The sequence below is a fragment of the Limosilactobacillus rudii genome (assembly GCF_014145455.1).
In the GTDB taxonomy this organism is placed as follows: Bacteria; Bacillota; Bacilli; order Lactobacillales; family Lactobacillaceae; genus Limosilactobacillus; species Limosilactobacillus rudii.
Map to the genome: position 1 here is coordinate 49,299 of NZ_JACIVB010000042.1, position 20,885 is coordinate 70,183.

At 40.5% G+C, this 20,885-nt stretch carries 8 protein-coding genes; all 8 read right to left on the reverse strand.

What is annotated here, in order from left to right:
- Nucleotides 1–17 precede the first annotated feature (17 nt).
- Nucleotides 18–1,229: a NupC/NupG family nucleoside CNT transporter gene (locus H5S39_RS03015; protein WP_182596783.1), complete on the reverse strand. Its 1,212-nt coding sequence runs from the start codon at nucleotides 1,227–1,229 to the stop codon at nucleotides 18–20.
- 962 nt (nucleotides 1,230–2,191) lie between these two features.
- The gene (locus H5S39_RS03020; RefSeq protein WP_182596782.1) at nucleotides 2,192–3,541 is read right to left on the reverse strand and encodes an amino acid permease; all 1,350 of its coding nucleotides are present in this window, start codon (nucleotides 3,539–3,541) and stop codon (nucleotides 2,192–2,194) included.
- A 295-nt stretch (nucleotides 3,542–3,836) separates the two neighbouring features.
- Nucleotides 3,837–4,580: an amino acid ABC transporter ATP-binding protein gene (locus H5S39_RS03025; RefSeq protein ID WP_182596781.1), complete on the reverse strand. Its 744-nt coding sequence runs from the start codon at nucleotides 4,578–4,580 to the stop codon at nucleotides 3,837–3,839.
- Nucleotide 4,581: 1 nt separating this feature from the next.
- Nucleotides 4,582–6,045: an ABC transporter substrate-binding protein/permease gene (locus H5S39_RS03030; RefSeq protein WP_182596780.1), complete on the reverse strand. Its 1,464-nt coding sequence runs from the start codon at nucleotides 6,043–6,045 to the stop codon at nucleotides 4,582–4,584.
- 354 nt (nucleotides 6,046–6,399) lie between these two features.
- A complete protein-coding gene (locus H5S39_RS03035) occupies nucleotides 6,400–6,714 on the reverse strand; it encodes a heavy metal-binding domain-containing protein (RefSeq protein WP_182596779.1) in 315 nt (104 codons plus the stop codon).
- Nucleotides 6,715–6,723: 9 nt separating this feature from the next.
- Nucleotides 6,724–8,031: a serine--tRNA ligase gene (gene serS, locus H5S39_RS03040; protein WP_182596778.1), complete on the reverse strand. Its 1,308-nt coding sequence runs from the start codon at nucleotides 8,029–8,031 to the stop codon at nucleotides 6,724–6,726.
- Between the two features lie 1,654 nt (nucleotides 8,032–9,685).
- Nucleotides 9,686–19,072, reverse strand: coding sequence for a mucin-binding protein (locus tag H5S39_RS03045; RefSeq protein WP_182596777.1), 9,387 nt, complete (start codon nucleotides 19,070–19,072; stop codon nucleotides 9,686–9,688).
- 596 nt (nucleotides 19,073–19,668) lie between these two features.
- On the reverse strand, nucleotides 19,669–20,885 hold a 1,217-nt coding region (locus H5S39_RS03050; RefSeq protein WP_182596776.1), incomplete at its 5' end, for a mucin-binding protein.

The window sequence follows — 20,885 nt, forward strand, 5'->3', positions numbered from 1 at the left end:
TTAGCTGCTTTTCAATTTTACCAAACAAAGAGACCAACAAATGCTGCTGATAATAATGAAACTAAAATACCAGAAAGCATAAGGTATCCAATGTTTGAAGCGATGTAATCATTCTTTTCCTTGTCAACTAAGCCCTTAAAGGCACCAATAATCATACCTAATGTACCGAAGTTAGCAAATGAAGTTACAAAGACAGTCAAGACAGCCCGCAAGTGTGGTGTGTAACTGTTAATTTCACCAGTAACTTTACCCATAACAACAAATTCATTAGTGATTAACTTCATACCCATATCTTGTGAGAGCATCCATGCTTCATGAACAGGTAATCCAAGTAACCATGAGAATGGGAACATGACAACCCCCAAGATACTTTCAAGAGAAAGGTCTTTCCAGAACAATGCTAAGATAGCATCAATCAGGGCTGCTAAAGCAACAAAGGCAACAACGTTAGCGATAATGATAAGGATCAGCTTACCAGCACCCAAAATTGAATCACCTAAGAAACTAAAGAATGGTTCCCGTTTATCGGATTCAACTTCTGCTCCGACTTTTTCAATTGTGTCATCTTCAGCTGGAACAGTAACAGGGTTTAACATACTTACAGCAATTAGTGAGTTAATAATGTTAATTGGAACAGCAGTTAGAATAAATTGCCCTGGCATCATTTCAATATATGCACCAAGGATTGAAGCAGTAACACAAGACATTGACATCATCGCAACCGTCAAGTTACGTTCCTTATTCATTGCCCGCATCTGCATACCTGAAACAGCCAAAACTTCTGTGTTACCTAAGAACATCATTTCTACAGCAAAGAATGATTCAAACTTAGGTTCACCAGTAATAAATGAGAGTCCACGTCCGATCCACTTGATAATCCATGGCAATACACCGATGTAATTCAAGATATCGAACAATGGAACAATCATAAGGATTGGCATCAATGCAGAACAAATAAAGTTAAGGTTCTTAGTGTTGTACCAACCACCTAAAGCAAAGACTGTACCTTTTGCAGATACATTAACAATCCACGCAAATCCGTCAGCTGCCGCTTTAACCCCAGCACGACCAGCTGATGAACTTACTAAGAACCACGCTAGTAGTAAGTTCAAAACTACCATGATTCCTACCGTCTTCCAGTTGATTGCTTTTCGATCTTTAGAGAAAAGCCAACCAATTCCAAGAAAGACAATCAGCCCAATAATGTTAATAATAAGATACATAGACATGGCTGTGTACCCTCCTTAAATAGAATATTCGTTAACAGCCGTTCCAAATTAAGATATTATAATTGCATTTGTGGCGAGTTAACTTCTTAAGAATATCTTTAAATTTCTTTTCTGTAAAGCGCTGTTTTATAGACAATTTGTGAATTTTCATCATTTTTGAATTAAAGTATCTTACAAATCCAATTATCGTAAACACTCTTATCCAGTCAAAATTTCACAAAGTTTTTTAGCAACATATGAAAACGCTATCATTCGTATTCAAAAAGAAAAGAAGAACCAACACCGACAAATTGTCTGTATCATGCGGTTCTTCTTTGCCCCTGCCAAGGTATTTTTATTATACTGGCTGTTCAGGTATTGAGCAATTTTTCTATCAATCACTGCAACATTTCCCACCTTCACAAAATAAATATTTCCCAGGAAATATTTACCCTCTACCACCTTTAAACCAGTAGAGACCCAAAATGCTTATCGGAGTTACATTTTGGGTCTCCAGACATCCGTATGGAGGTGGGAAGAAAGGCCTACTAGTTTTTTGTTATGGTAACTTATCTATCTGCTTAATACGAGGAACTTAAGCTTATCATTATAGGTTTGTTGTAGATATGGCCACTAATTACTTTTAGCTCAATATACTTTTTGAGAAACTAAAATGTTTCATGTGGAGTGGGGTGTTGGTAATCTTTATGCAAAAAGTCTAATTAACGTACTTCAAAGTAGTTTTATTATGAGAAGATGTTTGTTAATTTCGGCCTTCTATCTTTCCACGCCTTTAGTATAATCTCCTCCCAGTTAAATAGCAAACAAACAGCGTCATATCAGCATTTGCGGCGGTTTACTTATCAGACAAAAGTGCCTTATATATTACTTTTTTTCTTCCTCTTAAACTAATCTTTTCTAAATGCAAAAGAAAAAGGCGGAGAAAAATGCAAAAGTTTTTCTTCACCTAAATCTTCATTAGATTATTTCTTCTTTTTTAAAAATCCATAACCATAAGCGAGTAATGCAAAAATAATAATTGAAAGAATAAGCGGGATCCGTGTTGAATCAATGAATAAGAGGATCACTAATACTGCTAGGAAGAATATAATTGTAATCCAGCTAGTAATTGGGTAACCAGGCATCTTAAAGTCAGCTACTCCCTTTGGATTCTGCTTTCGATACTTAATGTGAGCTACCATGATAATAATCCACGTAAAGATAAACGTAATCGTTGAAATTCCAGCAATGACATCAAAAATTCCTGCTGGCATAATGTAATTTAAAACCACCGTAATAAACAAAATTAATGATGAGAACGTTAAGGCTTTGTTTGGAACTGCCTTAGCACTTAATTCACCAAATCGCTTAGGTGCATTACCGCTTCGGGATAATGAGTATAACGAACGACTTGTACTAAAAATAGCACTATTAGTAGCTGACATTGCAGCCGTTAATACCACGAAGTTCAAAATAGCCGCTGCTCCTGGTACCCCAATTGCCGCAAAAACTTGAACAAATGGACTTGATGTCGTCTTAATCTGGAACCACGGATAAATCGCCATCATCGCTATCATCGAACCGATATAAAACAAACCGATCCGTACTGGCAAAGTATTAATTGCCTTTGGAATATCTTTTTGTGGATTCTTAGTCTCTCCGGCAGTTAAACCAACCATTTCAATCCCTACAAAGGCAAACACAACCATTTGAAATGACATTAAGAAGCCCATTGGTCCCGTTGGAAAGAATCCACCATGATTAACCAAATTGGCTAAAGTAACAGTTCGTCCTTCAACATGCCCATGCATTACAAGTAATACAACCCCCACAGCAATTAATGCTAAGATCGCAATTACTTTAATCATTGAGAACCAGCTTTCTAGTTCGCCAAATAAACCAACGTTAACCATATTTACAAGCATCAATAAAATAACGATAATCAGTGGTCCAACCCACTGCGGCAAGCTCGGAAACCAGTACTTTAAGTAAATTCCCGTAGCTGTTAAGTCAGCCATAGCAAGAGTCAGCCAACAAGCCCAATACATCCAACCAGCTACAAACTCCATCCGATCACCAAGATATTCCTTAACTGCATCAATAAACGAATGCTTCGATGTATCAGCTAAAATTAATTCTCCTAGTGCCCGCATCATAAAGAAGCAAAAGATACCGACGATCAGGTATGAAAGAATGATTGCCGGACCCGCTTGATGGATAGCCGTCCCAGAACCAAGGAAAAGACCGGTCCCGATAGCTCCACCAATAGCAATCATCGTCACATGGCGACTTTTTAGCGATCGTTCTAACTTCTGTTGTTGTTTTTCGTCCATAATATGCCTCCTTAAAAATTTTAATTAATAACAAAAACGTTTTCACAAGCAAAGAAAAACGCCTCTGGTAATTAATACCAGGGACGTCTTTAACGCGGTTCCACCCATTTTTATAGCTCTGCGCTACCTCTCAGTCGATAAGGAAACCACTCCATTTTAAACGCTCATGCCATTTAATTGGATCCAGCTTTCAGCAAGTGCTAGATTCTCTGTCAACCAATTATTAGAAGTTACTCATTATTATAATGATTATCCTAGCTTTGTCAAATTTAAATTTCTGATAGTCAGCCGATAACTAAACATTCAATACTTTATCCAAGAAGTTCTTCGTATCTGGATGTTGCGGATGATCAAAAATCTCTTCTGGCGTTCCCTGTTCACGAATATCGCCATTATGGAAAAAGACTACCCGATCTGCTACCTGCTTGGCAAAGCCCATCTCATGGGTAACAACGATCATCGTCATCCCTTCTTGTGCTAACCGTTTCATTACCCCGAGTACATCTCCCACCATCTCAGGATCAAGCGCACTTGTTGGTTCATCAAACAGCATTACATCCGGTTTCATTGCCAGTGCCCGGGCAATTGCCACCCGCTGTTTTTGACCACCAGAAAGCTTAACAGGATTTGCAGTCGCTTTATCTTGCAAACCGACCAGGTCAAGATAGTGCATCGCTGCCTCTTGGGCTTCCGCCTTGGTCATTTTTCCTAATTGAACTGGTGCTAAAGTTATATTTTCTAGTACATTCATATTAGGAAACAAATTGAAGTGTTGGAAGACCATTCCAATATTTTCGCGAATCTTATTAATATTTACCTGTGGATCCGCAATATCATAGCCATCAACGTAAATATGACCGCTATTCGGTTCTTCAAGTTTATTGATACACCGTAGAAAAGTACTTTTTCCAGAACCAGACGGGCCAATCATACAAACTACTTCATTATTTTTAACATCCAGGTTGATTCCTTTAAGAACGTCATTGCTGCCATAGCTCTTATGCAGGTCTTTTACTTGTATTTTATAATGTTTATCCATCTTAAGCCATCCTCTTTTGTACGTAGTTTGATAACCATGTCAATAGGGTAATGATGATAATATACATCGTACCGATAATCAGCCACATCTTGAACCCTTCCATATTCTGCGAAATAATAACGGTCCCGGTTTGGGTTAATTCCATGACCCCGATTGCTGAAAGAATCGACGTATCCTTTAAGGTAATAATGAATTGGTTAACCAGTGAAGGAACCATTAATTTAAATCCTTGCGGTGCGATAACTTTAATCAAAGCTTTACTATAAGGCAAACCTAGACTGCGAGCAGCTTCCCACTGGCCAATATTTACCGCTTCAAAGCCACCCTTGACAATCGCACCGATGTAGGCACCTTCATCTAAGGTCAAGGTTAAGACGCCGGCTAAAAATAGTGGTACTTTATGACCAATCACATTTGGTACCCCCATGTAAATAAAGAAAGCTAACACAATCATTGGAATACCACGGAAGATGTAAATCAAAATACTTGATACTGCATTAGCAAATTTATTTTGGACAATTCCTAGAATCCCCAGAATTACCCCAAAAATCATTGCAAAGATAATTCCAACTATCGTCAATTCAATCGTCATCCATAAACCACGAAGCAATGCTGGATAATTAGCCTTAATCAAGCCTATGATCGTCCGACTTGCAGCATTATTTTTCGTTGTCTTATCACTCTTAGTATACTTATTGACAATTTGATTCATTTGACCAGTATCTTTCAACCATTTAATTCCGGCATTCATTTTCTTCTGTAGTTCAAGGTTTTTACCTTTTTGGAATCCAACGGCAACTGGTTGGGCATCAATCGGCTTTTTAGTGACAATCTTAAGAGGAACGCCTTCCTTAATTCCGTATTCCAAAACTGGTCCATCATCAAAAGTAGCGGCAGTATTACCAGTTTTAACATCATTCCACATTGTATTTGATGCATCAAAGTAGCGAATTTTATAACCATACTTTTTTTGATTTTTCTTTAGAAAAAGAGCAGCACTTGTTCCTGATTTTGCAGAAACCGTCTTGCCTTTTAGTTGCTTCAATGACTTAATATTACTATCCTTGGCAACTGCCATTTCAACCCCATCAGTATAGTAAGGGGTTGAAAAGTCGTATTTTTCTTTTCGTTCCTTAGTAACACTCATTCCGGCAATTACTGCATCAACTTGCCCCGACTCTAAGGCTTGCAGGTCACCGTTAAAGCTCATCGGCTTCAATTCATATTTAAAATGCTCATGCTTAGCAATTTTTTTGAGCATTTCAATTTCAATTCCCGGATTCTTTCCTGAGTAACCGCCCTTACTATCTTGAATTTCAAACGGTTCAAACGTATTGTTAGTCGCAAATGTATATGTAGGTTCATCGGCAGACACCTGCTGAGGTTCAATCATTTGCCACCCTACTACAATTCCTAGAACTGCAACTATGGTGGTAATTATGTTTTTCCATTTGCCGCTTTGCATCTATACCGACTCCCTTTTTAATCAAATTTTAACGTTAATATTACTATACTATCGCTAGAATTGATTGTTAAGCATTAGCACTTACTCGTGTTCTTTCCTAAGATGACAGCGTTTAAAACAAGAAAAACAAAAGTTAGGTATTAGTCTACCCTTAATTTTATTAAGTTGTTTTTCATTAATCATTTATAATTATGAGATTTTACTTACTAATGCAAGAAAATACTTGCGATACAGTGAAATTAGACGAACCAGTAATAAATGCATAGCGATAATCGTTAAACTAAAGCGGCTTAAAGTTAGTTTAAATATACTAAAGGCCGAGAAAAACATTTTTCTCAGCCTTTTAATTAGTATTTAATCAACAAACCGCACAGCAGTCCCATAGGCAACCACTGATTGCATATCAGTACTGATTGAGCCAGAATCAAACCGCATCATAACGATCGCATCTGCACCCTTTTGTTTTGCTTGATCTGCCATCCGTGAAATTGCCTTCTCACGAGATTCATGCAACATATTTGTATATGCTTTAATCTCACCACCAACAATATTCTTTAGCCCCGCACCGATATTGCTCAGTACATTTTTTGACTGCGTGGTTAATCCATATACCTCGCCAATGACTTCATATTGATGCCCGGGAATATTTTCTGTTGTCGTAATTAACATTAGGATCACCTATTTTTTGGCCTTATTACGGAATGGAACAGCATTTTCCTTAGTAATCTTGGTTACCCCATGCATGTATGGTACTAAGACTTCTGGAATTGTTACAGAACCATCTTCGTTTTGATAATTTTCTAAAATAGCTGCAACTGTCCGGCCAACCGCTAACCCAGAACCATTTAGCGTGTGAACGTACTGAAGCTTACCATTTTCATCCCGGTATTGGGTATGCATCCGTCGTGCTTGGAAGTCTAAACAGTTTGAACAACTTGATACTTCACGGTACTTATTTTGTGCTGGCATCCATAGTTCAAGGTCATGGGTTTCAGATGCAGTAAAACTCATATCTCCCGTAGTTAAAGTAATAACATGATATGGTAAACCAATCTTCTTTAAGATATTTTCAGCATTAGCCGTCATCTTTTCGAGTTCATCCCATGAATTTTCCGGCTTAGTGTATTTAACCATTTCAACCTTATTAAATTGATGCATCCGGATTAATCCACGAGTATCCCGACCAGCTGCCCCTGCTTCAGAACGGAAACATGGCGTTAATGCCGTAACATAAACTGGTAACTCTTCAGTAGGAATTACTTCTCCACGATAGTAATTAGTCAATGGAACTTCAGCTGTTGGAATCAAAGTCATATCTTCTCCATTAACTTGGTAAACGCCTTCCTTAAACTTAGGGAACTGACCGGTACCGTACATTGAAGCAGCGTTAACGATATATGGCGGAATTACTTCCGTATAACCATCAGCCATGTGTTCATCTAGCATAAAGTTGTAAACTGCCCGTTCAAGTTGAGCACCGAGACCAAGGTAGTAAACAAACCGTGCGCCAGAAACCTTACCGGCACGATCGAAATCCAAAATACCAAGATTTTCACCAATATCCCAGTGATGCTTTGGTTCAAAGTCAAAGTCGCGAATTTTACCAACCTTACGAAGTTCAACAGCACCATCTTCTGTCAAACTAACCGGTACGCCATCATGAGGAATATTTGGCAAGTGGGCCATTTTATCGTGTAATTCAGCATCATTTTTTTCAACTTCTTCATCTAATGCCTTAATCTTGTCACCAAGTTCACGAGTTTCCTTAATCGCTTCATCGGCTGATTCACCATTCCGCTTAGCTTCACCGATTTTCTTTGATGCTTCATTTCGCTGAGCCTTCATTGTCTCTGTCTGTTGAAGTAATTCCCGACGCTTCTTATCAAGTGTAATCACTTCATCGATTTCTTCAGGCTTAACACCCCGCGTAGCTAATTTTTGCTTATAAAATTCGGGGTCTTGACGAATCTTTTTAATATCTAACATTGAATATCCTCCTAATATATAAAAAGAGCCACTCCATCCTCAATATTTTGGGACGAAATGGCTCTCAGTTCCGCGGTACCACCCAAGTTTGACTAAATAGTCACCCTCGAAGTAGATAACGGCTACTAACCGTGCGGAATTACCCGCCCACATATTTATGCACCGGAGTTTCGGTCAACAACTCGCACCACCCGCTGTCTCTCTAAATGACCTACTTGAAATGCATTCGTGTTTCTTATTCTGCACTTATCTTATTACACTTTTTCCAATTTATCAATTGAATTTTATTTAAAACAAAAAAGGATTTTCATCTCTCAGAAAATCCTTTTTTGGTTAGTTTACGCACAACTAACTTTGATGATAAGTCCACCATTCAACATTAAAACTTACCATCAAGCGGCTTACATTATAGCAGGCTTAGCACATTAGCCATACTATCGTAATTCTGTGCCGACTTTTGCGGGTATCACCAGTATCCTTAACTAATGTTATGTGTACCGTCGGACCGAAACATAATTAATAGTCAAAACAATATTTACTCAGTAGCAGCTACATTTACACAATAAAGATAAAATACTATTCGCTTAATGCTGTTGGCGTAGACAATTAAGCCTGTATTTCAACTTATTCGAGGAAGTAATGCTACCGAAAATTGCTTAAAGTTAAGTATTCGGGGGTTTCTTATAAGCATTATCTATATCGCCTGACATATTAATTGTGCAACGTTCACTATAATAATGATACCCAATATTATAAGGCGTTAAACCTTATCTGTTAGGGAGCGGTGGTAACAACAGGCAATGCACAAAACTGTTGCTAATATATTTATAACTTAACTGTACCACCATTCAGTTAAGTGACAACCACTATTACAATTCATCACAAGTAGGCATCGGGGGTCGCCTTTTTAGATGTAATTATAATAGCCTATCCGCCAGTTTATAAGGAACTAGTCCTAAGCCAACTGGCGCATACTTGTCACTATCTCTTAGAGTTGTTAAGTCATGCAATAATCACTTGTGTATAAATAAAAGGTGAAAACTCTTCAAGATAAGTAGTAACCTGCACATGATCACTACCAGGTTGCATTCTATCTGTGGTTGTCGTCCAGATGAACGTCGTTGCCTGTTGGCAAGATGCAACCATCCCTAATTAAATTGGGCGGCCAAACCAGCGGTTGTTTTTAAAACAATTATTTTTAAGCTAAAAATTTCAGTAATTAAATGATAAGCAATTAACTACTTTAAATAATTAACTTTTGAAACAATCATTTACTATTAACTTTCAATTGTCATTCTACTACCATCATTGCTTTTTGCAACTCATTTATCAAAAGAAAATTATTATTTTTAATCATCTTTGTCATTAAAGTGCAGTTATATCAAGGCGTATCGCTATTTTAATAAAATTATTAATTATTCTTATTGCCTGCCATAAATGACAGTTTCATCATATGAATTATAAATTTCATAATATCTTTTTATCATCCGATTATCGTTAATCATTTAAAACAACAAAAGATCCCACTAAAATAGCAGGGTCTTTCGCTAATGCGTTGAGTTTGTTGCGGTAACTTTAGCCACTTCGTCATTGCTTTGGTGTTAAGTCATTAGCAATAAACCTACCTCGTTAATTAACCACAACTCTCCGCATTCTAATCTTCTTTTCGCCGTTTTTTAATCGTTGTAACTAGCATACCACTTAGGCCAAGTGCAGCCAAGCCAAGTGCCTCAGTTGCCTTGCCTTGATCATTCCCAGTTTGCGGCAATACGGTCTCTTGAACTGGTTGACTATTGTTTCCCGTTTGTGGACTCTTCTCGTTAACAGGACGGGCTTCATTAACTACTAAGGCTGTAGGCGTAGATATCACTCTTTGCGGAACTGGCCGTGATGCTGAAACATTAGTAGGTTCTACCGGTTTAGCTGGTGTTGGTGCTGTCGGAGTACTTGGCTTAGTTGGTTCTGTTGGCGTCACAGGGGTTGGCTTGGTATAGACTACCGGCGTATCCTCTGTTGGATTTTGTGGCGTTACCGTTGACGTTGCTGGCGTATAGCCTGGTACATTTGGTACTGGCTCATTTGGAATAACCTTTGTTGGGTTAGTAGGATCGTTAGTATACGGTACTTCTGGTACATTCGGCAATGGTTGACCGTCTGGAGTTACCGGTACAATGTTACCAACCTTCGTATAATTAACGTCTTCAGTAATATTTTCTTGAACGGTCTTTTGACCACCGGCAACTGCCTTATCAGCAACATAACCCTTAACTACCGGTACGTTAACTCGTTGGTAGCGTTCCTCATTAGGTGTCCACCCCGTATTAAACTGACCATCAGAAATGATCGCGCCAGTAACACGGTCAATTGTAATCGTCCTTGTCCAAACAGAGGTCTGAACATTATTAGCCGGGGTCGCACTACCGGCACCAGTATAGTGGATTGTTAAGGTATATTTCTTCGTATAATTATCCTTTGCTGGCCACTTTGGTCCGTTTGGTTCATCAGGGTTAACAGGGGTTCCTGGTTCATGCGAATTATCTGGGCCTACCGGTGCATACCCATGCTTCATCACAACAGTATAAACTTGGGTTGTATCTGGTAAATTATCAAATGTCGCATCCGCTGGATAATTACTGCTTACGAAAACGTAGCCGCGAGCTTCTAACTCTTTAATGGTAGTAGTCGTACTGTAATTAATCTTTGTCCCGCTTGCGCCCTTCAACTGTCCAGAACTAGTAATTAACTTATCATTTTCGGTCTGGTCAACGTAATTGACAACCGCCGTCTGTTCCTCACTTGGCTGTGGCGTTACTGGAATCTTATTGTAAGGAACATCAGTATCAGTACCCGGATTAGTCGGAGTGACGGTTGGTACTTGTGGCGTATAACCCGGTACTTCAGGAACAGGCTCATTCGGTGTCACGCTTGTTGGATCATGGGGGTTCGTTGGATAACGCGGATGATCAGCTCCAGGGATTGGGGTACCATTCTTATCAACAGGAATGATGTGACCATTGGGAGCATACGTAACCGTAGCATTCTCATCTGTCATCGTTACCTTCGGACCAGCTACAACGGCTTTATCTGCGTGATAACCTGGGACAACAGGTGTTTGTACATTTTGGTAGGCAGTCTTGTTAGCCTTCCAAGCGGTTGTACTAATAATTTTTCCTGTAACATTATCGACAGTAATTGCCCGGGTCCACTGGGCAGTCTGAACATTAGCACGAGGGTTTTGGGCTCCGGCACCAACGTAATTTACTGTAAACTTAACATTCTTACTATAATTAACATCTTCCGCGGTTACTTTCGGTCCATCAGGGTAATTAGGATTAATCGGTTCACCAGGAACTCCTGGTTTATCCGGTTTAAAGGTTGTCGTCCCGTGTTTCATCACAACTGTGTAGGTTTGTATCTTACCCATATCATTGTCAAAAACAGCTCCCGTTGGGTAGTTACTGCTTACAAAGACATAACCTTGATCTTCCAGTTGCTGGATAGTTGCAGCGGTACTGTAATTAATCTTTGAACCAGATGGACCGGTTAAGTCACCAGAACTGGTAATTAGCTTATCATTCTCGCTTTGATCAACGTAATTAACAATCGCTTTCTCCATATTGTCGTAAACAACAGTTGTATCCTTTGTTGGATCAGTCGGCGTGACGGTTGGTACACTCGGAACATATCCCGGAATCTCAGGAACTGGTTCATTTGGTGTTACCTTCGTCGGATTAGTAGGATCATTAACATATGGCACCGTTGGAACATTTGGAATTGGTTTACCTGATGGGTCAACCGGAATAATCTTGCCCACTTGGTGATAAATAACTGTCTGGGTAACATTTGGATCCTTGATTGTTGCAGTTAAACCACCGGCAGTCATTGTATCAGCAACGTAGCCCTTGATTACTGGCACATTCACATTACCGAAACGGTGACTTTCTTGGTTCCATTTACCCTGACTGATAACTTTCCCTGTCAAAGTATCAACAGTATTACCAGAATATGTGAAGTTAGTGTGATCAACGATTGTCTTTGCAAGCTCATTACCATCCCCGTCAACAAATTTAATTGTCTGGGAGCCAGGAATGTTTTGTTGGTCAACAATCTTTGTTCCATTATTTACCAAGTTAATCGTTACGTTAATATCGTGGCTTGTATTGGTTACAGTAACATTCTTTACCGTTCCATCTTTCTCAACATTAGCGACGGTAACATTTTGCCCTGCTGACGTTGCCGATACAGCATCAACATGGTATCCATCAAGAATAGGTGCTGGATAGCCGTCAAGAGTTGCTTCATCCTTATTTGAACCAACTGCGGTCCACGTTAATTGACCCTTCTTGATTTGCCCATTTTCGCTAACAATCTGACCGTTAACAACATCGACTAATTGCTTTAGAACTTTATCCCAGTGTCCACTAGCAATAAAGTTAGCATTTTCAGTCTTAGCAGGTAATTGAGCATTGGTCTTGCCATTAACCATGTAGGTAACCGTCCGAGTAACCGTCTTAGTAACCTGCATTCCATGAGGATTATTCTGGTTAACTTCTTCCAAGCCATGCTTCATCACAATAACGTACCGTTGTGGCTGGTTATCTTTATTAGCAAAAACATCCCCAGCTTTAAAGGTCGAGTTGACATACACATAGCCAAGCTTTTCAAGGGCATTTACTGCACTATTAATCCCGTTAAATTTAATTGGATCACCTTGAAGGCCACTATTATTAAAGCTAGTTTCAATGCCCGGAGCCTTAATCTGCTTATTGTTATTATCTTGGTCAACAATAGTTAAGTCTGCTTGTTGAACCTGCTTATAAACAACTGGCGTGTCCTTACCAGGGTTCGTTGGCGTAACCGTTGGGACCGTTGGCTTATATCCAGGAACGTCTGGAACCGGTTCGTTTGGCGTTACACTGGTTGGATTATTAGGCGTAGTCGGATATTGCGGATGTGGCGCATTTGGAATCACCTTACCGTCTGGGGTTGTTGGAATGATTCGACCATTTGGATAGTAGGTAACCGTCGTCGTCAGATTGTCCATCGTTACCTTCTGGCTCGGTACTACTGCTTTATCAGCATGGTAACCGTCAATAACCGGTGTCTTAACAGGTTGATAATCCGTCTTATTTGGTTGCCATTCGGTTGTACTAATAATCTTTCCCGTAACTTTATCAACCGTAATTGCCCGGGTCCATTGCGCATTTTGGACATTATCGGCCGGTGTCTTTTCACCCGCTCCTTCATAATGAACGGTTGAGGTAACATCTTTTTGGTAATCAACATCTTCCTTGGTTACTTTCGGCCCGTCAGGATAATTAGGGTTAATCGGCTCGCCCGGTACTCCCGGTTTATCCGGCTTGAAGGTTGTCGTCCCGTGTTTCATTACAACCGTGTAGACCTGTGTTTTACCCATATCATTATCAAAGGTAGCATCAGCTGGGTAGTTGCTACTTACAAAGACATAACCCTGGTCTTCTAGTCGCTGAATCGTTGCGGCCGTACTGTAATTAATCTTCGTGCCTGATGGTCCGGTCAAATCACCAGAACTAGTAATTAATTTGTTATCTTCGCTTTGATCAACATAGTTAACAATCGCTGTTTCAGTATTATTGTAAACAACTGGCGTGTCCTTGGTTGGATTAGTTGGGGTTACTGTTGGCACGCTTGGAACATACCCTGGAATTTCTGGAACCGGTTCATTTGGTGTAACCGTTGTCGGATTAGTTGGATCATTCTTGTATGGTGGTTGCGGAACGTTTGGAATTGGTTTGCCATTCGGGTCAACCGGAATAATCTTCCCTACCTGATGATAAATAACCGTCTGGGTAACATTAGGGTCCTTGATCGTTGCGGTTAAACCACCAGCAGTCTTCGTATCAGTTACATAGCCATCAACAACCGGTACATTTACATTTCCAAAGTGGTGTGTTTCTTGATTCCATTTACCGTGACTAATAACTTGACCAGTTTGCGCATCAATGGTGTTTCCAGAGTAGTTAAATTCAGTATGGTCAACACTTGGTTTAACCAGCTCATTGCCATCTTCATCAACAAATTTAACCGTCTGAGATCCTGGAATACTTTGTTGGTCAACAACCTTAGTTCCATTATTTACCAAGTTAACCTTAACATCGATATTATTACTATTGCTGGTAACGGTGATGTCCTTAACCGCCCCATCGCTTGCAACATTATCAGCGGTAACATTTTGCCCTGCTGAGGTTGCTGATACAGCATCAACGTGGTAACCGTCTAGTACGGGAGCTGGATAGCCACTCATCGTAACTTCATCCTTAGTTGAACCATCAGCAGTCCACGTCAACTGACCTTTCTTGACTTGCCCATTTTCTGTAACAATCTGGCCATTTACAACATCGACTAATTGCTTTAGCACCTTATCCCAGTACCCGGTTGCCGTAAAGTCTGCACTTTCAGTCTTAGTAGGCAGTTGAGCAGAAGAATTACCATCAACAGTGTAGGTAACAGTCCGCGTGATCGTCTTTGTTACTTCCAGTCCATGCGGATTATTCTTATTGACGTCTTCAATCCCGTGCTTCATCACAATTAAATAATGCTGTGGCTGATTATCTTGGTTGTCATACTTATCGCCGGTCTTAAATGTCGAGTTGACATAAACATAACCAAGCTTTTCAAGACTATTAATTGAAGCATCTACTCCGGTAAACTTAATCTCTGTTCCTTGATCACCCTTAGCAGAAAAGGCTGTCTTAACATTGGAAACTTCGATTTGCTTATTGTCATTATCTTGATCAACAATCGTCAAATCTGCTTGCTGTATCTGGTTGTATACAACTGGCGTATCTTTACCAGGATTTGTTGGGGTTACCGTTGGCACGCTTGGCGTATAACCTGGAATTTCCGGAACCGGCTCATTTGGCGTTACCTTCGTCGGGTTCGTCGGTTCATTCTTGTACGGTGGTTGTGGAACATTCGGGATTACCTTACCGTCCGGTGTCGTTGGTATAATCTTACCCACTGGTTGGTAAGTAACTGTAATTTCCGCATTAGGATTTGCTGGGGTGACTGTCCGTCCGTCAACTATCGCCGTATTAGCATAGTAGCCTTTTACTACTGGAACATTGACATTATTGAAAGTGTGACGTTCAACATTCCACTTGCCGTCAGCAATCTTTTGGCCAGTAACTTTATCATAGATATCGCCAGAATAGTGGAAACTAAAGCCGTTTTGAACATTATCAGCAGGTGTCTCGCTACCAGCACCAACATAATGGACAACTTGTGAAGCCGGTACATCCCGCTCACCACAAATTATAGTTCCGTTGCTTACTAAGTCGACATTCACATCGATATTATTGCTATTGTTGGTGATGGTGATGTCCTTAACTGCCCCATCACTTGCAACATTGTCAGCAGTAACATTTTGCCCTGCTGACGTTGCCGATACAGTATCAACATGGTAACCGTCTAGTATGGGAGCTGGATAACCATTCATGGTAGCTTCGTCCTTAGTTGAACCATCAGCGGTCCATGTCAATTGGCCTTTCTTGACCTGCCCATTTTCTGTAACGATCTGCCCATTTACAACGTCAACTAATTGCTTCAGTACCTTATCCCAGTACCCGGTTGCCGTAAAGTTGGCATTCTCCGTCTTTGTAGGTAGCTGGGCAGAAGGCTTCCCATCAACGGTATAGTTAACAGTCCGGGTAACTTCTTTGGTAACCTGCATCCCATGCGGATTATTTTTATTAACATCTTCAATTCCATGCTTTACAGTAACAACATACTTATGGCTTCCGGCCGTAATATCAGTAACATCCGCGGTAGTAAAGCCATCATGAACTAATACATAGCCTTGACCTTTAAGAGTCTTGATCGTATCAGCCGTAGAATAAGTAACTGGTGTACCTACATTTTCTTCACCTGAATTATAGGTGTACTTGGGCATCGTTTGTCCAGTTGTCTCATCGTAGTAAGTAACGGTGATTGATCCTTGCTTAACCGCTTCATTCAAATCAATTTCATATACCGGACCATTAGCAGGGATTGCTTGCTGGTTCGTCAGCGTTGTCCGCGTAACTCCCTTGACATCATACTGAGCAGTACCATTTTTAATTGCGGTCGCTAAAGTGTTAGCTGTAACCGTCATTCCTTGATCAGTGTAGCCCTTAACAATTTCGGCGACGGTTTGACCATTATCAGTAAATGTAGCTGTAGTGATCGCATTTGGAATAACATTACCATCCTTATCAAATTCAACAGTATTATCAGTTCCCGTCTTGATTGGATCACCAAGCACTGTTGTCGTCTTTAAAAGATTGCCAGTGGTCTTGTCAACATAGTTTAACGTTACCTTCTGCGGACCAACTTCGATAACTTCCGGAACCATCTGATTGATTTCTGCAATTGTTGTACTGTGACCAGGGTTATTATTCGGTGTTCGGCTAATAACATTTCCATTTTCATCGATAATAACATTAAATCCGCCCTTAGAGGTATCGAGGGTCTTTTCTCCGGTTGCTCCATTAACAATATAGTAAGTTGTCGTGGTCTTACGAACCAGACCAGCCACACCTTTTTGAACTACCTTAACAGTTCCTGCAGGAAGGTTTTGGTTATATTTCAAAACCACATCGTAATCTGTCTTTTGCTGTTCGGTTGTTGTATCTTCTGTGGGGATATTGGTGGCAACTAAAGCAACCCGTTGTGAATATTCAGGGTCAAAACCATGTGCTTCGGCGCCAAATGCAACACCATGGTTACTTAGCGTCGCGTCATTATTAACATAGCCACCAACTCGTTCATGCATATTGTAATCAAGGTTCAAGTCAGTAATACCTGACCACGTCTGTGACGCATCGCGCGTAAAGGCATCAATTGATTTCTTAATTGATTCCGCATTCGTACCATCATAGGTATCTTCTTTACCGGCATAATATTCATCATCCCACTTGTAGGCATTATAAGTATTGCCGTTAACCGTCCACGTATTATGCGGCCAAGAGTAGAACAAGTTTCCAGTATGCTTGCCATTCGGATCAAGTGCTGTAACATTTTGGTAAGCACCCGGGGTAGTTGCTTCATACTTCTGGAAGTTAATATACCGAGCACCATGAATATTCATCGTCGTTGCAGCCGGGGCAGCATTATAGGAGAATGATAAGATTTCACCAAAAATATTCCGGTAATCACTTTGACCATCAAAAACTGCATTATCACCAATCGTGACAATTGGACTAGAGCTTGCCTTAATTGACGTAATGTTAAAGTTATCATCATAAAAGTTGGTGACATTTGTTCCGTTGGCTACTAATGTATTCCGGTTAACCAGGACATAACGGAAAGTGGCATCATGATCAACCGTAAAGTGACCATCTTCGCCTAAACCAATATAGTTTCCACCGTTCCAGACACCAGAATGGTCTTTTCCGTCAGAGTGCATCAGCACAACTGAATGTGGTGAAATTTCGACACGGGCATAAGCATCAACTGTTAACCCGGAACCGTTACCACCATTATCAAAGGTCAGGTGGCTGTTTTCACCCGTAATCATCGTTGCACGATTTCCAAGCAGGACGCCATCACGACCATGAACATAGAAATTGGTAGAGTTACCAAGCTTAAACTCGTTATGGTCGTAGTCACGATAATTTGTTCCAGCTCGGTTGTTATACCAGTTTGTTTCAGGGTTACCTTGCAATTGGACTGAAGTCGAACCACCAAAAGGCTCATCAAAGACAATTCCTCGTCCGTGGCCAACATTCAGTTTAACTTGGGCGCTATCGCCGGTTGTAAACGAACCGTTCCGGTATGCACGAATAGCTGCACTCGCATTCTCAATGTTAGTTGCTTGTTCAGTTGCCCGAAGGTTTTGCTGGGTTCCATTGAGCAAGGTAATGTTTAGGCCAGCATTAACACCAACGTTTACATTACCCATTTCATCAGAACTATTATTGTAGGCTTTGTTTCCGGCGACAATATCAATCCCATCACCAACAACACTACGCGTCAACGTCAAATTAGCTCCTTGACTAACATAAACATTATCCGCAACAATGTTAGCGTTTCGCCAATTATTAACATTAGCGGTCGGATAACTGCCAAGAGCATTATTTAATTGCGCAACAGTTGGCTTAGCTGCAGACCCATCAACATCACTCGTGACATTCCCACGAATGTAAACGTCAGTATTGCCACCCCCATTATACAGGGAAGCCCCATGAGCATTGACATTATTAAATGTTACTGTATTTTCACCATTTGTTTGACTGAAATCAACTGCACCCGTGGAACTTGTACTGGTTAGGGTCAAATTACTAAACGTTAAATTGATACCGCTCCAGGTTGGTGTACCTTTAATCACTGCTTTGCCAAAGTTAATTGAAGCACCATCAAGCCCGTTAATTGTGACGTCGTGGTTTATGGTTGCATCACCATTAGCATAAATATTACCTTGCACATTAACTTGACTAACCGCTGTATTATTTAATGCCGTTTGCAGGCCATTCCAGTCGCTAACTGTCTGTGCATTCGCATCTTGCTCAACTGCATTATTAGTTAAGCTAGCAAAAGCAGCGGCGTAGTTTGCCGTCCGAGTTGCACTTGATGCCGCTAGCTTCATGTTCGCTGGTTGACTATTAGCCACTGTCGACGACTTGATTGCCGTACTCGAGGCCGCATTGCTTGCAGAAGCTGCATTGGAAGACACAGCGGTTTCTTGCTTTACTGCAGTACTTACTGCCGCTTCGTAGTTATCAGCAACCGCCGTCTTTACATTACCAGCAGGATTAACAGTCGACCCAGGAAGTTGCCGTCCTGCACTAGTGGCAGATTGCTGCAAGGTCGATGAATTATCATTTATAACGGCGTTGTGGTTAGTAACACTAGCCGAATGATCGTCCGTATTAACATCCGTATCCGCAGAAGCTGTTGTGTTTTCGGCGAATGTAAATCCAAGTAATACAGAAGCAACACCAACTGTTAATTTTTTAATTGTGAACCGCTGCTGTTTTGGCTCCTGTTTTTTGATTAGCTCTCGTCGATTATTACGCGATAACATAATTATTATCCTCCTTAATCATTACACCTTATGAATAGAATAAATAAAAGCAAATTATGGTTCCACATAACACGTTCGCAACCATTAATATAACGCTTTCAACTATAATTTCAACTTATCTATCAAATGATTTGTAAAAGGACAATTCACCCTAAAAATCAAGCAATTCGCTTAGCTCAACTGCCAGAATGGCTCCCGTTTATTACTTTTATAATTGCGTTATAAAATTATTTTTATAACAAATGAACAAAGCATCATATGTTGGTACAATCTGTTTTTACCCTATTTAACTACCACCCGATAACATGACTTTTAAATCGCTTATCCTTACACTAATAAGAAAAGTAATCATTTCCTTTCTGAGTAATATTCAAGTCAAAAGATTGTTTTTATATCTAATTCGTTTATCGCAAAAATAAGTTATGCAAAAAAGCCCATGATTTTTCAATCATGAGCTTTTTGTTTATGCGTTGAGTTTGTTGCTATGAATCTGTTAAGCCACTATCCATTGCATTGTTTGTTAAGTCATTGCAATAAACCATCTTCAAATTAACCACAACTCTCCGCATAACTAGTTCTTATTTAACGAAACCTTTTTAGTCTTCTTTGCGCCGCTTCTTACCTGCTGCCAAAATTCCCGTCAATCCGAGGGCTGCCAAACCAAGAACTGCCGCAGAATTACTATTTTCGTTACCAGTTTGTGGTAACTTCTTAGCTTCTTGCTTAGCTGCTGGTTGAGCTGGTGCCTTCTTGGCAACCGGTGCTGGTGTTGGTGCAGCCGGTGTTGCCGGTTCTGCTGGCTGGGCAGGAGTTTCTGGCGTGGTTGAAGCTTGTGGCTTAGTCGGTGTAGTTGGTGTTACCGGCGTTGGCGTCGTGTAGACTACTGGAGTATCAACTGTTGGACGATCCGGTGTAACGGTCGTGACATTTGGCGTCATTCCTGGAACTGTTGGTACCGGTTCGTTTGGTACGACCTTCGTCGGATCCGTTGGATCATTCGTGTATGGCACAACTGGTACATTTGGAATTGGGTTACCATTTGGATCAACTGGGACAATATTACCAACTTTAGTGTAGGTTACTGTATCTTCAATGTTTCGTTGAACTGCTTTCTTGGCTGGAACATTAGCCTTGTCCGCAACGTAACCATTAATTACTGGTACCTTAACTTCGTTATAGCTGTCCTTATCAGAAGTCCAGTTTTCGTTAGGGTTAAGAATCTCGCCAGTAACCTTGTCGATAATCAACGTCCGTGTCCAAGTTGAAGTTTGGACATCATCATCACGCATCTTGTTACCGTTGTTATCCACGAAGTGAACAGTAGATGTGTAGTCTTTCGTGTAGTTATCCTTAGCTGGCCACTTTGGTCCGTTTGGTTCACCAGGGTTGACTGGCGTACCTGGCTCATGTGGATTATTTGGTCCAACTGGAGCGTGACCATGCTTCAAGACAACTGTGAAGACTTGGTTAACGTCCGTATTATCATCAAACGTTGCGTTAGCCGGGAAACCATCGCTCACTAATTCGTAACCTTGGGCTTCAAGTTCTTCAATCGTGGTTGCCGTACTGTAATCAATCTTGTTGCCAGGTTTACCAACGAGGTTACCAGAAGTAGTAATTACCTTGTTGTTTTCATCTTGGTCAACGTAGTTAACAATCGCTGTTTGATCATCAGCCGGCTTTGGCGTAACCGTATTTGGAACGTACTTAACTGGCGTATCAACTCCAGGGTTAGTTGGCGTTACTGTTGGTACACTTGGCTTGTACCCTGGAACACTTGGTACTGGTTCATCCGGTGTTACCGTCGTTGGAT

Coding starts and splice junctions, on each gene's coding strand:
- H5S39_RS03020 (WP_182596782.1), bottom strand. CDS start 3,541: ATGGACGAAAAACAACAACAGAAGTTAGAACGATCGCTAAAAAGTCGC.
- H5S39_RS03035 (WP_182596779.1), bottom strand. CDS start 6,714: ATGTTAATTACGACAACAGAAAATATTCCCGGGCATCAATATGAAGTC.
- H5S39_RS03025 (WP_182596781.1), bottom strand. CDS start 4,580: ATGGATAAACATTATAAAATACAAGTAAAAGACCTGCATAAGAGCTAT.
- H5S39_RS03030 (WP_182596780.1), bottom strand. CDS start 6,045: ATGCAAAGCGGCAAATGGAAAAACATAATTACCACCATAGTTGCAGTT.
- serS (WP_182596778.1), bottom strand. CDS start 8,031: ATGTTAGATATTAAAAAGATTCGTCAAGACCCCGAATTTTATAAGCAA.
- H5S39_RS03045 (WP_182596777.1), bottom strand. CDS start 19,072: ATGTTATCGCGTAATAATCGACGAGAGCTAATCAAAAAACAGGAGCCA.
- H5S39_RS03015 (WP_182596783.1), bottom strand. CDS start 1,229: ATGTCTATGTATCTTATTATTAACATTATTGGGCTGATTGTCTTTCTT.